Origin of the sequence: Chromobacterium sp., assembly GCF_041912965.1 — a bacterium.
Taxonomy (GTDB): domain Bacteria; phylum Pseudomonadota; class Gammaproteobacteria; order Burkholderiales; family Chromobacteriaceae; genus Chromobacterium; species Chromobacterium aquaticum.
The window spans coordinates 1-12718 of sequence record NZ_JAYSGF010000072.1; the positions used below are offsets into that span (position 1 = coordinate 1).

Annotated in this window: 12 protein-coding genes and 1 pseudogene; 5 read left to right on the forward strand and 8 right to left on the reverse strand. The window is 62.8% G+C overall.

The features are described from left to right. The 7 genes from ACE3QM_RS22120 to rluD all read right to left on the reverse strand — a co-directional run. Positions 1 to 455: ribonucleotide-diphosphate reductase subunit beta (locus ACE3QM_RS22120; protein ID WP_374424924.1), on the reverse strand; the 455-nt coding region annotated here is incomplete at its 3' end. 19 nt (positions 456 to 474) lie between these two features. Further along, complete coding sequence (locus ACE3QM_RS22125; protein WP_231460714.1) at positions 475 to 699, reverse strand: hypothetical protein; 225 nt, start codon at positions 697 to 699, stop codon at positions 475 to 477. Positions 700 to 712: 13 nt separating this feature from the next. Continuing rightward, positions 713 to 1099, reverse strand: coding sequence for a hypothetical protein (locus ACE3QM_RS22130; protein ID WP_374424926.1), 387 nt, complete (start codon positions 1097 to 1099; stop codon positions 713 to 715). Between the two features lie 185 nt (positions 1100 to 1284). Beyond that, on the reverse strand, positions 1285 to 1665 hold the full coding sequence (locus tag ACE3QM_RS22135) for a nuclear transport factor 2 family protein (RefSeq protein ID WP_374424928.1): 381 nt from the start codon (positions 1663 to 1665) through the stop codon (positions 1285 to 1287). Positions 1666 to 1881: 216 nt separating this feature from the next. Continuing rightward, complete coding sequence (locus ACE3QM_RS22140) at positions 1882 to 4737, reverse strand: ribonucleoside-diphosphate reductase subunit alpha (protein WP_374424930.1); 2856 nt, start codon at positions 4735 to 4737, stop codon at positions 1882 to 1884. Between the two features lie 497 nt (positions 4738 to 5234). Further along, positions 5235 to 5990, reverse strand: coding sequence for a peptidoglycan editing factor PgeF (gene pgeF, locus ACE3QM_RS22145; protein ID WP_374424932.1), 756 nt, complete (start codon positions 5988 to 5990; stop codon positions 5235 to 5237). Continuing rightward, a complete protein-coding gene (gene rluD, locus ACE3QM_RS22150) occupies positions 5980 to 7083 on the reverse strand; it encodes a 23S rRNA pseudouridine(1911/1915/1917) synthase RluD (RefSeq protein ID WP_048410342.1) in 1104 nt (367 codons plus the stop codon). The genes pgeF and rluD overlap by 11 nt, the downstream gene beginning before the upstream one ends. Between rluD and ACE3QM_RS22155 the strand changes: the two genes are divergently transcribed. The 4 genes from ACE3QM_RS22155 (at position 7082) to ACE3QM_RS22170 (ending at position 11345) form a co-directional block, all read left to right on the forward strand. Beyond that, positions 7082 to 7873: an outer membrane protein assembly factor BamD gene (locus ACE3QM_RS22155; protein WP_048410343.1), complete on the forward strand. Its 792-nt coding sequence runs from the start codon at positions 7082 to 7084 to the stop codon at positions 7871 to 7873. The two genes, rluD and ACE3QM_RS22155, sit on opposite strands and share 2 nt — an antisense overlap. Positions 7874 to 8015: 142 nt before the next feature. Next, the gene (locus ACE3QM_RS22160; protein WP_374424935.1) at positions 8016 to 9542 is read left to right on the forward strand and encodes a hypothetical protein; all 1527 of its coding nucleotides are present in this window, start codon (positions 8016 to 8018) and stop codon (positions 9540 to 9542) included. Between the two features lie 394 nt (positions 9543 to 9936). Beyond that, the gene (locus ACE3QM_RS22165) at positions 9937 to 10347 is read left to right on the forward strand and encodes a hypothetical protein (protein ID WP_231460719.1); all 411 of its coding nucleotides are present in this window, start codon (positions 9937 to 9939) and stop codon (positions 10345 to 10347) included. Positions 10348 to 10547: 200 nt separating this feature from the next. Continuing rightward, positions 10548 to 11345 carry a hypothetical protein gene (locus tag ACE3QM_RS22170; protein WP_374424938.1) on the forward strand — a complete coding sequence of 266 codons (798 nt, stop codon included), beginning with the start codon at positions 10548 to 10550 and terminating at the stop codon, positions 11343 to 11345. 203 nt (positions 11346 to 11548) lie between these two features. Here the strand turns inward: ACE3QM_RS22170 and ACE3QM_RS22175 are convergent, their stop codons facing one another. Then, complete coding sequence (locus tag ACE3QM_RS22175; RefSeq protein WP_048410347.1) at positions 11549 to 11887, reverse strand: P-II family nitrogen regulator; 339 nt, start codon at positions 11885 to 11887, stop codon at positions 11549 to 11551. A 148-nt stretch (positions 11888 to 12035) separates the two neighbouring features. On the opposite strand from ACE3QM_RS22175, the pseudogene ACE3QM_RS22180 reads away from it, so the two are divergent. Continuing rightward, positions 12036 to 12718, forward strand: a pseudogene (locus tag ACE3QM_RS22180) (phosphoribosylformylglycinamidine synthase); the annotation flags it as partial.

Sequence of the window (12718 nt, forward strand, 5' to 3'; positions counted from 1 at the left end):
ACTTCGCCTTCGTCCAGGCCCAGGCTTTCCACGATGTATTGGTAGGCGTGGGTGTGGATGGCTTCGTCAAAGGCCTGGCGCAGCAGGAACTGGCGGCATTCCGGGCTGGTGATCTGGCGGTAGGTGCCCAGCACGATGTTGTTGGCGGCCAGGGAGTCCGCGGTCACGAAGAAGCCGAGGTTGCGCTTGACGATGCGCATTTCGTCTTCGGTCAGCTGGCCGGTTTTCCACTGTTCGATGTCGCGCTGCATGTTCACTTCTTGCGGCATCCAGTGGTTGGCGCATTGGGCCAGGTATTTTTCCCATGCCCATTTGTGTTTGAAGGGCACGAGCTGGTTGACGTCGGTGGTGCCGTTGATCACTTTTTTGTCCACCACGTTGACGCGGCCGGCGGCGTTGGCGCCCGCGGAGGGGGCGGCCGGTTTGGTTTCGATGGTGTCGTCAAAGTTCAGCATTAAGGGCTCCTGTCTGGATTTACTCCGCGTCCGGCGCGGTGATTTGGGGTGGCAGCGGCTGCTTGTCGCCAGCCAGGCTGGGGCTGAGCGGCAGGCTGCTTTTGCGCAGTATTTGTATCTGGCGCGGCGCGGCGGCGATTGCCGGCACCGGGTCCAGGTCCACGTGCAGGCTGCCCAGTTTGCGGTAGCCTGCGTCTTTGCCATGTTCGCCATGGCGGGCGATACAGAATGCGGTGGCGCTCATGAGCGGTGTCCTTTCAGAAGCGCAGCTGTTGGCTGAGGCGGTGGATCAGCTGGCGTTCGCTGCTTTCCTCCTGCTCCACTTGGTTGCCGCGCGGCTGCCGCAGCTTCAGCAGCTGGCGGTATTGCCGGTTGGCTTGTTCTATGTCTTGCTTGAGCAGCTCTATTTGCTGCTGCAGTTCTTCCGGCTGGCAGTACACCACCAGCGCGTCCGCTTCCACCCAGGCTTTGCGCCACACTTTCTGGCGCGGCAGGCGGCGGGCTTCGTTGAACAGGTCCTTCCATTCGCAGGGCGGGGCCTGGTTCAGCGTCAGGTACATATTGAACAGCACAAACTGCTTGTCGGGGTTGTGGGTTCTTTGTTCGCAAAACCCGTTGATCCGGATGTTTTCAAACGTTTGCATCTGACCTCCTGCTGAAGCCTGGCTGGTGGCGGCGGGGCCGTGGGCCTCGTCTTCCTGGAAACCGCTCAACACCCGCCGCGCTTGCTTGCTTGGCCTTGAGCTGTTTCCGTCCGCCCGCATCGCGGGCCGGCGGCGTTTCCATCCCGAAGCCGCCTGGGGGCAAGCGGCTTGAGGCTGGGTACTGTTTACCGTTGCGGCGCGTCCTGGTACTGCACCAGGCCGTAAATCTTCCATTTGCCGTCCACCCGTTTCAGGTGGTAGCCGGTGCAATATTCCCAGGCCGGCTGGTCCTGGCGCTGCACGGTCCAGCGCACGCGGGCGCTGGCGGCGTCGGGGCCAAAGCTCAACACGCTGTCCAGCTGGTGGCTGGCGCTGAGAAAGCCCTGGCTGCGGTACCACGCCAGCAAGGCGGTGGTGGTGTCGCGCAGCGATGCCATGTCTTCCCAACTGCTCAGGTCGCCCTGATGGATGGCGGTGAAGGGCACGGTGAAGTGCGCGCTTACCCGGGCCACGTCCAGCTGGCTGTAGCCTTTGGCGTAGCTGTTGAAAAACGCCTCTATCTCCATCCGGTTTCCCCTGAGAGTGGGCCGCGCGGTTTGCCGCCGCGCGGGTCGCTGCCGGTGTTTCCGGGCCGCTTTGGGCACACGGGCAAAGGGAGGCCGGGGTGCGGGGCCAATTCAACGCCGGCGGCGGGCAGGGGGCTGTGAGATGGAGCCTGGCCGGGGCCAGGCTGGGCCAGCCCTAAGGGGCCGGCCGTTCAAGCCAGGATGGCTGCTTCCGCCTTATTGGCAGCTCTCGCAATCCGGGTTGTCGATGCTGCAGAACTTGGCGTCGGTGGCCGGGGTGTTGTCCACCACGGCTTCCGGTGCCGCGGCCGCTTGGCCGTGGCTGTTGGACACCGCGTTCAGTTCGCCGCCGCGGCCGGTGGATTTCTCGGCGCTGGTGGCGGCCAGGGTGCGCAGGTAGTAGGTGGTTTTCAGGCCGCGCAACCAGGCGTGCTTGTACAGCTCGTCCAGTTTCTTGCCGGAAGCGCCCGCCATGTACAGGTTCAGGGACTGCGCCTGATCGATCCACTTTTGGCGGCGGGAGGCGGCTTCCACCAGCCAGCGCGGGTCCAGCTCGAAGGCGGTGGCGTAGATGGCTTTCAGTTCGGCCGGCACGCGGTCGATCTGGCCCAGGCTGCCGTCGAAGTACTTGAGGTCGGCCACCATCACTTCGTCCCACAGGCCGGCGGCTTTCAGATCGCGCACCAGGTATTCGTTGGTGACGGTGAATTCGCCGGACAGGTTGGATTTGACGAACAGGTTCTGGTAGGTCGGCTCAATGCTCGCCGATACGCCGATGATGTTGGCGATGGTGGCGGTGGGCGCGATGGCCAGGCAGTTGCTGTTGCGCATGCCGTGGGTTTTCACGCGTTCACGCAGCGCGTTCCAGTCCATGCGTTCGCTGCGGTCCACTTCCAGGAAGCCGCCGCGTTCGGCCGCCAGCAGGTTGATGCTGTCGTGCGGCAGGATGCCGCGGTCCCACAGGCTGCCCTTGTAGGACGGGTAGCGGCCGCGTTCTTCCGCCAGTTCGGTGGAGGCCCAGTAAGCGTAGTAGGCCACCATTTCCATGGATTCGTCGGCAAACTCCACCGCGGCGTCGGAGCCGTAGGCCACGCGCTTCTGGTGCAGGCAGTCCTGGAAGCCCATGATGCCCATGCCCACCGGACGGTGTTTCAGGTTGGAGTTGCGCGCCTTCTTCACCGGGTAGAAGTTGATGTCGATCACGTTGTCCAGCATGCGCAGGGCGATGCGGATGGTGCGCTGCAGTTTTTCGGAATCCAGGCTGCCGTCCGCCATCAGGTGGGCGGACAGGTTGACGGAACCCAGGTTGCAGACCGCGATTTCGTCCTCATTGGTGTTGAGGGTGATCTCGGTGCAAAGGTTGGAGCTGTGCACCACGCCCATGTGCTGCTGCGGGCTGCGGATGTTGCACGGGTCCTTGAAGGTCATCCACGGGTGGCCGGTTTCAAACAGCATGGTCAGCATTTTGCGCCACAGGGACAGCGCCGGAATGCGCTTGTACACCTTGAGCTCGCCGCGCTCGCCCATGGCTTCGTATTCCTTGTAGCGCTTCTCGAAGGCCGCGCCGTACAGGTCGTGCAGGTCCGGGGCTTCGGACGGGGACAGCAGGCTCCAGTCCGCGCCTTCCATCACGCGCTTCATGAACAGGTCCGGAATCCAGTTGGCGGTGTTCATGTCGTGGGTGCGGCGGCGGTCGTCGCCGGTGTTCTTGCGCAGCTCCAGGAATTCTTCAATGTCCGCGTGCCAGGTTTCCAGGTAGGCGCAGACGGCGCCCTTGCGCTTGCCGCCCTGGTTCACCGCCACGGCGGTGTCGTTGACCACTTTCAGGAACGGCACCACGCCTTGGGATTTGCCGTTGGTGCCCTTGATGTGGGAGCCCATGGCGCGCACGGAGGTCCAGTCATTGCCCAGGCCGCCGGCAAACTTGGACAGCAGGGCGTTTTCCTTGATGCCTTCGTAGATGCCGTCCAGGTCGTCGGCAATGGTGGTCAGGTAGCAGCTGGACAGCTGGCTGCGACGGGTGCCGGAGTTGAACAGGGTGGGGGTGGACGACATGAAGTCGAAGCTGGACAGCACATTGTAGAACTCGATGGCGCGCGCTTCGCGGTTCACTTCGTTCAGCGCCAGGCCCATGGCCACGCGCATGTAGAAGGCCTGCGGCATTTCGATGCGGTTGCCGTCCACGTGCAGGAAGTAGCGGTCGAACAGGGTTTGCAGGCCCAGGTAGCCAAACTTCAGGTCGCGGTTGGCGTCCAGCGCGGCGCCCAGTTTTTTCAGGTCGTATTCGGCCAGCTTTTCATCCAGCAGTTCGGCGTCGATGCCGTTCTTGATGAAGGTGGGGAAGTACAGCGCGTACTGCTTGGCCATTTCTTCCTGGCTGACGGCTTCGCCCAGGATTTCCAGGCGGATATTGTTCAGCAGCAGGCGGGCGGTCACGTAATCGTAAGCCGGGTCCTGCTCGATCATGGAGCGGGCGGCCAGGATGGCGGATTTGTTGACTTCGTCTTCGCTGACGCCGTCGTAGATGTTCTTCAGGGTTTCGCTGAGGATGGCGTCGATATCGATGCCGGCCAGGTTCTGGCTGGCGGATTCGATGGTGGCGCGCAGGCGGGCGATGTCCAGCGGCAGCTTGCGGCCGTCCTTGCGCACCACGTTGATTTGCACCTGGGTCAGCGCTTCGCCGCGGGCGGCGCGCTCTTGGGAGCGCTGTTCGCGGTACAGCACGTAGGCGCGGGCTACATCATGCTCGCCAAAGCGCATCAGCGACAGTTCCACCTGGTCCTGGATGTCTTCGATGTGGATGGCGCCGCCTTCCGGCTTGCGGCGCATCAGGGCGCTGGCCACTTGCTCGCTCAGCTGGGCGACTTTTTCGCGCAGGCTGGCGGAGGTGGCGCCTTGATGGCCCATGACGGCCAGGAAGGCCTTGGTCATGGCGATGGAGATCTTGACGGGTTCGAACGGCACCACCGCACCGTTGCGACGGATGGTTTTGTACTGGCTGAAATCGGCCTTGGGCGCGGCTGCGCGGCCGAGTTCTGCGGCGGTCTGCCCTTCAAAGGTGGTCAATTGCATGTAGCCCTCGATAAGGTGGGTGGTTGCGTCCTTCCGTTACTGCGTTTCCCGAGGGGCAGGCCGGCTGTGGACAAATCTGTTGAAAAGCTGTGCGCGAGCTGTGGGTAAACACAATATGTATTGTTTGTAGCTCGAGACACACCCAAATTCTAGTGTTGAGTATGGGGCAGTACAAGTCTTGACAGCGGGAGATTTAACGGCAGATTTGCCTGGGATTTATGGCGAAAGCCCGTGGTTGCTGGCTTTGCGGGGCGTGAGATTTTTTTTTGTCCAGTGGACACATTTCACTGTGTAGTCAAAAAACCTTGTTAGAACAAGCCACAGCGGGGGCGGCATTGTCCATCACTAGATGTTGTGGATTTGCATCATAACGCAGCGGCTAGGCCGCGGCAGCATGGTTTGCCATGGCGTGTTGGATTTTTGGCTTGTCACGGCCTGGCAATGAAAACCCCCGCCGGAGCGGGGGGGGGGAGGGGCGGCGAGGCCGGGCGCGACGCTTACTCCAGCCAGATCAGGCTGGCCATGCGTCCGGTCTGGCCGTCGCGGCGGTAGGAGAAGAAGCGCGCGCGGTCTATCACCGTGCATTCCTCGCCGCCGTAGATCTGCTCCACGCCGGCGGCGTTCAGGCGCTGGCGCGCCAGCGCGTAGATGTCGGCCAGGTATTTGCCGTCGCCGATATCGCTGAAGGCGGCCGCGGCGGCGGGATCGCGTTCCATGAAGGCGGCGCGCACTTCCGCGCCCACTTCAAAGGCGTCCGGGCCGATGGCGGGGCCGAGCCAGGCCATCAGCCGCGCCGGGCGCTCGTCGCAGGCGGCCACGGCGGCTTCGATCACGCCTTCGCACAGCCCGCGCCAGCCGGCGTGGGCTGCGGCCACCACGCTGCCTTCGCTATTGCACAGCAAGAGCGGCAGGCAGTCCGCGGTCATGATGGCGCACACCGCGCCGCTTTGGCGGCTGAAGCTGGCGTCGGCGTCCGGCGGCGCGGCGGCCACGGTGGCCGCGTCCACCACCGTCACGCCGTGCACCTGGTTCAGCCAGGCCGGCTCCGCCGGCAGTTGTTGGCGCAGCAGCGCGCGGTTGGCGGCCACCGCGGCCGGGTCGTCGCCCACGTGCTGGCCCAGGTTCAGGCTGTGATAGGGCGCGGCGCTGACGCCGCCGTTGCGGGTGGTGATCAGGGTGCGCACATTGGGCGGCGCCGGCCAGTCGGCCTCCAGCCAGTCCGGCGCCTGCTCGGCGGGCCTGTCAGCGGACATAGATCACCTCCACGTCGCCATCGTCTTCGTCGTCCTCATCGTCCCAGTCCTCGTCTTCCGTCTCGTCCTGCAACTGCGGCAGCGGCGCGGCGTCGGCGGTGTCGCCGTCTCCGCGCAGCACGTCCAGCAGGTGGCGCAGGTCGTCCGGCAGCGGCGCTTTCCAGTTGCGCTCCTCGCCGCTGGCCGGGTGCACCAGGGTCAGCGAGTAAGCGTGCAGCGCCTGGCGGCCCAGCGCCTTGACCACGGCGGCGATGTCCTCGTCCATCTTGTGGCGCAGATTGCCGTAGATGGGGTCGCCGGCCAGCGGGTGGTTGGCCTCGCGCATGTGCACGCGGATCTGGTGGGTGCGGCCGGTTTCCAGCTTGCATTCGATATAGGAGTGGCTGGCGAAGCGCTCCAGCACCCGTACATGGGTGATGGCCTGCTTGCCGCCGAATTTCAGTACCGCCATTTTCAGGCGGTTGTGCGGGTCGCGGCCCATCTGGGTTTCTATGGTGCCGTCAAACGGCACATTGCCGTCGGCGATGGCGCGATAGATGCGCTTGACGGTGCGCGCCTGCAACTGGCGCACCAGTTCGGTCTGCGCCGGCAGCGTCTTGGCCACCACCATCAGGCCGCTCGTGTCCTTGTCCAGGCGGTGCACGATGCCGGCGCGCGGCACTTGGGCCAGCGCCGGGCAGTGGTGCAGCAGGCCGTTGAGCAGGGTGCCGCTCCAGTTGCCGGAGGCGGGGTGGACCACCAGGCCGGCCGGCTTGTTGATCACCAGGATGTGGTCGTCTTCAAAAATGATGGGCAGGTCCATGGCTTCCGGCTGGAAGGCCATCTCCTCGTTGCTGCGCATCAGGGTGACGTCCAGTTTCTCGCCGCCCAGCACCTTGGTCTTGGGCGCGGCGGTCTTGCCGTCCAGCAGCACATGGCCGTCCTTGATCCATTGCGTCAGCCGGCTGCGCGAGTATTCCGGCATCAATTTCGCCAGCGCGGCGTCCAGCCGTTCGCCGCCCAGCGACAGCGGAACATTAAGTTGTTGTGTAGCGGATACCTCGTTTTCTGAGATATCGCTATAATCGTCCGGGTCAAAGTAAGGATCAGTCATGAAAAGATACGTTGTCGCTGCAATGTTGGTGATGGGGCTTGCCGGTTGTGCAACCACGGAAACCTACGATGAGACTCGCGGCTGGACCGTGGAAAAGCTGTATTCGGAAGCGCATGATGAGTTGAACAGCGGCAATTATACCCGCGCTGTCAAGCTCTACGAAACGTTGGAAGCGCGTTTCCCTTACGGGCGCTATGCCCAGCAGGCGCAGATGGATCTGGCGTATACCCATTACAAGGATAATGAGCCGGAGCAGGCCATCGCCTCCGCCGACCGCTTCATCAAGCTGCACCCGACCCACCCGAACCTGGACTACATCTATTATCTGAAAGGCCTGGTATTTTACAACGATGATTCCGGTCTGCTGGCCAAGTGGGCCGGTCAGGACATGAGCGAGCGCGATCCGCGCGCCGCGCGCGAGGCCTTCACCGCCTTCCGCGAGCTGGTGACGCGTTTCCCCAACAGCATCTACAAGGAAGACGCCTCCAAGAAAATGGACCGGCTGCTGGATGCGCTGGGCGGCAACGAGATGCATGTGGCGCGCTACTACATGAAGCGCGGCGCGTATCTGGCGGCGGCCAACCGCGCTCAGGGCGTGGTGAAGAGCTATGCCAACACCAAGTACCAGGAAGAAGCGCTGGGCATCATGATGGCGGCTTACGACAAGCTGGGCATGACGCAGCTGCGTGACGACGCCAAGCGCGTGCTGGCGCTGAACTACCCGAACAGCCCGTATCTGCGCGATGGCTGGTCCATCGAAGAGATGCCGTGGTGGAAGCTGTGGAAATAAGCCGGCTTTGATCCGCGTGAAAGCCCCCGGAATCCGGGGGCTTTTTGTTTGATGTCGGGCAGGCGCAGCGGGTGACTGGTTTGAGGGCGATGTCTTTGGGATGATAGTATTTCGTGTTTTAAGTCGATAATCATAATTAGTCATGTCCAAAACCTTCGCTTCCCTCTTGGTGCTGGCCGCTTTGTGCGCGCCGGTTGCCGCCGCCACAAAACCTGATTTTGTCCTATTGAAAGCGCGTTACCCGGAAAAGCTGTCCTATGACGGCTCGGCGCAGCTGCTGAGCGCTGGCGATGGTGAGCTGAGCGATTCCGTGATGGGCTTGATCGACGCGCTCAAGCTGCGTTTTCCCTGGCATGAGCTGTGGGCGCTGCGTTCAAACAATGGCCTGACCTTGCGTCAGGGCCGAACGGAGGCGGCCCTGCCTTTGCCCAAGGGCGGCTATTTCACCAGCAGCTATGTGGCGATGTCGCGAGACGGCCTGACCTTGGCTTTTGGAAGCGGCCGGGATGGCAAGCTGGAGGCGGTGCGTTGGCGGCGCGGCGGCGCGCTGGAGACGCTGGTGCCGGCGGGCCAGGCCTGGCTGTCCGGTGTCACCGACATCAGCGCCGACGGCCGCACGGTGATTGGCTGGCTGCTGAGCGACGAAAAGGCGATGCTGCGCGGCTTCCAATGGGTGGAGGGCAAGGGGTTCAGCTTGTTGCCGGAACCCATGAGCCTGCCGCTGGCGCTGAGCGCGGACGGGGGCGTAACGGCTGGTCTTGCCTTGCGCGGCAATATGGACATGCTGCGGCGGATGCGGTGGATGCAAGATTTCATGAACGAAAGCCCGCTGATGAGCGAGAGCGAGGTGACCAAGCTGCAAGTTGCCGGCGTCCATCCGGTGAGCGGGGATGTGGCCGGCTCCTTCAAGCATGCCGACACCGGCGTTTGGCACGGCTTTGTCTGGAACTTGGACGAGGGCAAGCCTAGCCGGCGCGAGCCCTTGCCGTGGCCTGCCGCGGCGGAAGGCAAGGCGGCTGACGCGCAACGCGAGGCGCAAGTGCTGGCCTGGGCCGGCATGAGCCGCGAGGATGGCAATATCTTCATGGAGAGCGACGCCGTGCGTTGGCGTGCGGGCGAGGGCGTCAGCGTGATCCGCGCCAAGTCCGTGTTGGAGGGTTTGTCCGCGGATGGGCGCACGGTTTTTGTGTCCTTTAATCGGGAAAGCGACCATAGCCGCGCCTTCGTGCAAATCTCGCCGGAGGGCGAGGTGGATCTGGAGGCGGCGGTGCGCGCGGAAACCCACAAGGAGAGCCTGGGGATGCTCTTGCGCTCGGTCTCCGAGGATGGCCGCTCTTTATGGCTGAACTCGTTGACGGCAGACGGGATGTTCCCGCTGCGCTTGGAAAACGGCAAGCTGGCGCCGTTCCCGCCGGTGATCGACGATCTGACGCTGACCGCTTTTAGTCAGGACGGCCGCGTGGTGGCGGGCACCTCCACCCAGCCGGAGCGGGGCGGCTACGCCACTTTGCGCTGGCATTTTGGCGCGCCGAAGACGCAGCGCCTGTTCTGCCCGGGCGAGGCGAGGAGCAGCAGCCATATCGTCATGTCCGGCGACGGCAAGGTGGTGGCGGCGGGCCAGGAGAAGCACGGCAAGGTGCATACTTGCCTGTTCGGGTCTTTGGATTAAGAAGCTGCTCAAAGGGCTGCTACGCTTCGGAGGCCCGCGCCGCCTTGACTCCCAGGCGCGTCATGTCACAATAGCCGCGCGCCGCAGCAATCGCGGCGCTCGGGATTGGCCTCTCGAAATGAAGAACCTGGTGGGCGTGCTTCGCAGCACGTCCGCTTGTCATTGCCATGCCTGATCCGGGCGGGCCATGGCAAGGGCACCTTTCATTAGGTGCGCCGGTGTTTGGGTTCTTCTCCGGTAGGCCAACCTTGTCATGTGCCCGCCTTGCCGCTTTCGCGGCTTGGCGCTACTTGCTCAGGAGGCTGCAATGACGAAGTCTGCTCGCAATCAACCCTCTCTTTCCGCATCCCCCTCTGGCGTCCGCCGGATCATCGATGCTCCACAACAGCCGGCCATGCCGCGCTCGCTTTACCATTTCATCGCGCTGGAAACCAAGGAAACCCATCTGCCCTTTGTCCGCTATCTGCCGGGACGTACTTACCCGCATTACTGGCAGCCGGAAGAGGTCGCGGATTACGAGGCCGCCTGCGTGCTTGGCCGTCAGTACGCCGCGCACCTGGCGCAGTTGCTGAAAAGCAATCAGCTGCATATCGGGCGCGGCTTGTTGCATCGCATCGCGCGCGACATCGATTACAGCGACCGCAGCCACCGCCGCGGCCTGCGGCTGGGCTTTTTCAACTATCTGGAGGTATTGCTGGGCCTGGCCGGGCGGCGGGTGAGCCTGGTTCGGCACGTGGAAGCGATGCATCAGGTTCACCGTGGTCTGGATGCGCTGGCGCGGTTGGAGCGCAAGCGTAGGGGCTGATGCAAATGACGACGCCCCGCCGAGGCGGGGCGTTGGGATGAGTCGCGAGTTTATTTCTTTGATATGTTGATTGTTGTCAGCTTATGTTTTGTGAATATGCGGGTTTTTGAATGCGCAGGGCCATGGTTATGATTTCGTCTTGAGCACGCCAGGCGGGGCCGGCGCGCATTTGACGTCTATTAACCTGGTGTGGATGAAACATGAAACTGAAAGTGTTGGCGCTTGGCCTGGCATTGTGCGCTGCTGGCGCGGGCGCGGCGGAGTTTGAATGGCTGGACACGGGGCTGACGGATTGCACGGGGCGGGATGTGGGCAGTACCAGCGGCAGCGTTCCGGATAATCATTATGCGGCAAGCGGCATGACCGCCGTGTGTTGGGACGGCAAGGTCTATTCAAACCGCAACAGCCCCGGCGTTGCGTTCTGCACCTACAAGAATGTCAGCCGCACTGCCTGCGTGGGCGGGATCAATACCGGCAAGGCGTACAGCGCGGCGCCGGTCAAGGAGTTCGCCTGGGAGGAGAAGGGCATTGGCGACTGCGCCGGCCGCGATGTGAACGCGAGTTATGGTTCCAGCTTGCCCTCCAAGGCGCTGGCCACGGCGAGGACGATAGCGGTGTGCTGGGATGGCAAGACTTACAACAACGTCAATAATCCGGGGCAGGCGTTCTGTACTTACAAATCGGCAACGGTGGAAAGCTGCACGGGCGGACGCAACCCCGGCTGGGTGTACGCGCCGGCCAAGGTTGCCGCGATGAAGTGGCAGGCTGGCGGCATTGGCGATTGCACGGGGCAGGATTATGCGCAAACCGATGGCAAGACGCCGCATCCCAATTATCTGATCGAAGGCACGACCGCGGTGTGCTGGGATGGGGTGGAGCACTCAAACCGTAATGCGCCGGGGAAGGCGTTTTGCACCTATAAGACGGTGAAGTTGGAGCAATGCGCCGGCGGCCGGAATCCCGGGTGGATGTATTCGCCGGCAAGGGCGATCAACTGAAGATGCGCTGAGAGACCAAGCGGCAGGCGCTTGGCCTGCCGCTTGCTCGTGGGGGCTTTGAACGTGTTTACGATCTCGCGAGCTAAGGCGAGACAAGGCGTTGCGACTGAGAATGCGGAGTGTACGGTTGGGGTGGTACATGAGCATTTCGAAGCGGTTTTCAACGCCGTATCGCCGACGCGCAGCAGACTTTGAACAGGTTCTTAGATCGCTTGCTCGTTGGTTTCGCCGGTGCGGATGCGCACCACTTGCTCCACCGGGGTGACGAAGATCTTGCCGTCGCCTATCTTGCCGGTGCGGGCGGTGGCGACGATGGTTTCGATCGCGCGGTCCACCAGGTCGTCCGGCAGGATCACTTCCACTTTCACCTTGGGTAAAAAGTCCACCACGTATTCGGCGCCGCGATAGAGCTCGGTATGGCCCTTCTGGCGGCCAAAGCCCTTGACCTCGGTGACGGTCAGGCCGTTGATGCCCAGCTCGGACAGGGCTTCGCGCACCTCGTCCAGTTTGAACGGCTTGATCACGGCTTCAACCTTTTTCATGCTGGAAGCTCCTTGCTGATGAGATGAAATGCTATCCAAATGCGGAATATTTTATTAAGCGGCGGCCTTGGGGGCAATTAGCCGCTTAAAACAAACAGTGAATTGCTGTATTATGACGCGCTTTCCTGATACTTGTCGCGGGTGTCTAATGTCTTACCTTACCAAGCTCCGTGGCGGCGTTGCGCTGTCGCCGTTCCGTCTTGAAAAACTGCTTGCCGCAGCCGCCGAAGCCGGGCTGCCGGATCTCAGCATCAGTGCCGAATTCTGGCATTTCGCCGAAAGCGAAACCGAACTGACGCTGGAAGAGCAGGCCACCCTGGGCAAGTTGCTGAGCTACGGCGAAGCGCCGCTGGCCGGCCAGCCTGATGGCGAATTGTTCCTGGTGACGCCGCGATTGGGCACTTTGTCGCCCTGGGCCTCCAAGGCCACCGATATCGCCCAGCACTGCGGGCTGGGAGGGATTCACCGCATCGAACGCGGCACCGCCTTCTGGGTTAAGTCCGCACAACAATCTTTAAATGAAGAGGCTCGTCATATTTTGACGGGCCTCTTGCACGATAGGATGACGGAAACGGTGCTGGCCTCGCTGGACGATGCCGCGCGTCTGTTTGTCCATCAAGACCCGCAGCCGATGAGCAGCGTGGACATCCTCGCCGGCGGCCGCGCGGCGCTGGAGGCGGCCAACGCCGATCTGGGCCTGGCCCTGTCCGAGGACGAGGTGGAGTATCTGGTGGAGAACTTCACCAAGATGCGCCGCAATCCCACCGACGTGGAATTGATGATGTTCGCGCAGGCCAACTCCGAGCACTGCCGCCACAAGATCTTCAACGC

Bases quoted from the DNA above. Each gene is read 5' to 3' on its own strand.
- ACE3QM_RS22135 (WP_374424928.1), bottom strand. From the start codon at position 1,665: ATGGAGATAGAGGCGTTTTTCAACAGCTACGCCAAAGGCTACAGCCAG.
- ACE3QM_RS22140 (WP_374424930.1), bottom strand. From the start codon at position 4,737: ATGCAATTGACCACCTTTGAAGGGCAGACCGCCGCAGAACTCGGCCGC.
- ACE3QM_RS22155 (WP_048410343.1), top strand. From the start codon at position 7,082: ATGAAAAGATACGTTGTCGCTGCAATGTTGGTGATGGGGCTTGCCGGT.
- pgeF (WP_374424932.1), bottom strand. From the start codon at position 5,990: ATGTCCGCTGACAGGCCCGCCGAGCAGGCGCCGGACTGGCTGGAGGCC.
- ACE3QM_RS22125 (WP_231460714.1), bottom strand. From the start codon at position 699: ATGAGCGCCACCGCATTCTGTATCGCCCGCCATGGCGAACATGGCAAA.
- ACE3QM_RS22130 (WP_374424926.1), bottom strand. From the start codon at position 1,099: ATGCAAACGTTTGAAAACATCCGGATCAACGGGTTTTGCGAACAAAGA.
- ACE3QM_RS22175 (WP_048410347.1), bottom strand. From the start codon at position 11,887: ATGAAAAAGGTTGAAGCCGTGATCAAGCCGTTCAAACTGGACGAGGTG.
- ACE3QM_RS22170 (WP_374424938.1), top strand. From the start codon at position 10,548: ATGAAACTGAAAGTGTTGGCGCTTGGCCTGGCATTGTGCGCTGCTGGC.
- ACE3QM_RS22160 (WP_374424935.1), top strand. From the start codon at position 8,016: ATGTCCAAAACCTTCGCTTCCCTCTTGGTGCTGGCCGCTTTGTGCGCG.
- ACE3QM_RS22165 (WP_231460719.1), top strand. From the start codon at position 9,937: ATGCCGCGCTCGCTTTACCATTTCATCGCGCTGGAAACCAAGGAAACC.
- rluD (WP_048410342.1), bottom strand. From the start codon at position 7,083: ATGACTGATCCTTACTTTGACCCGGACGATTATAGCGATATCTCAGAA.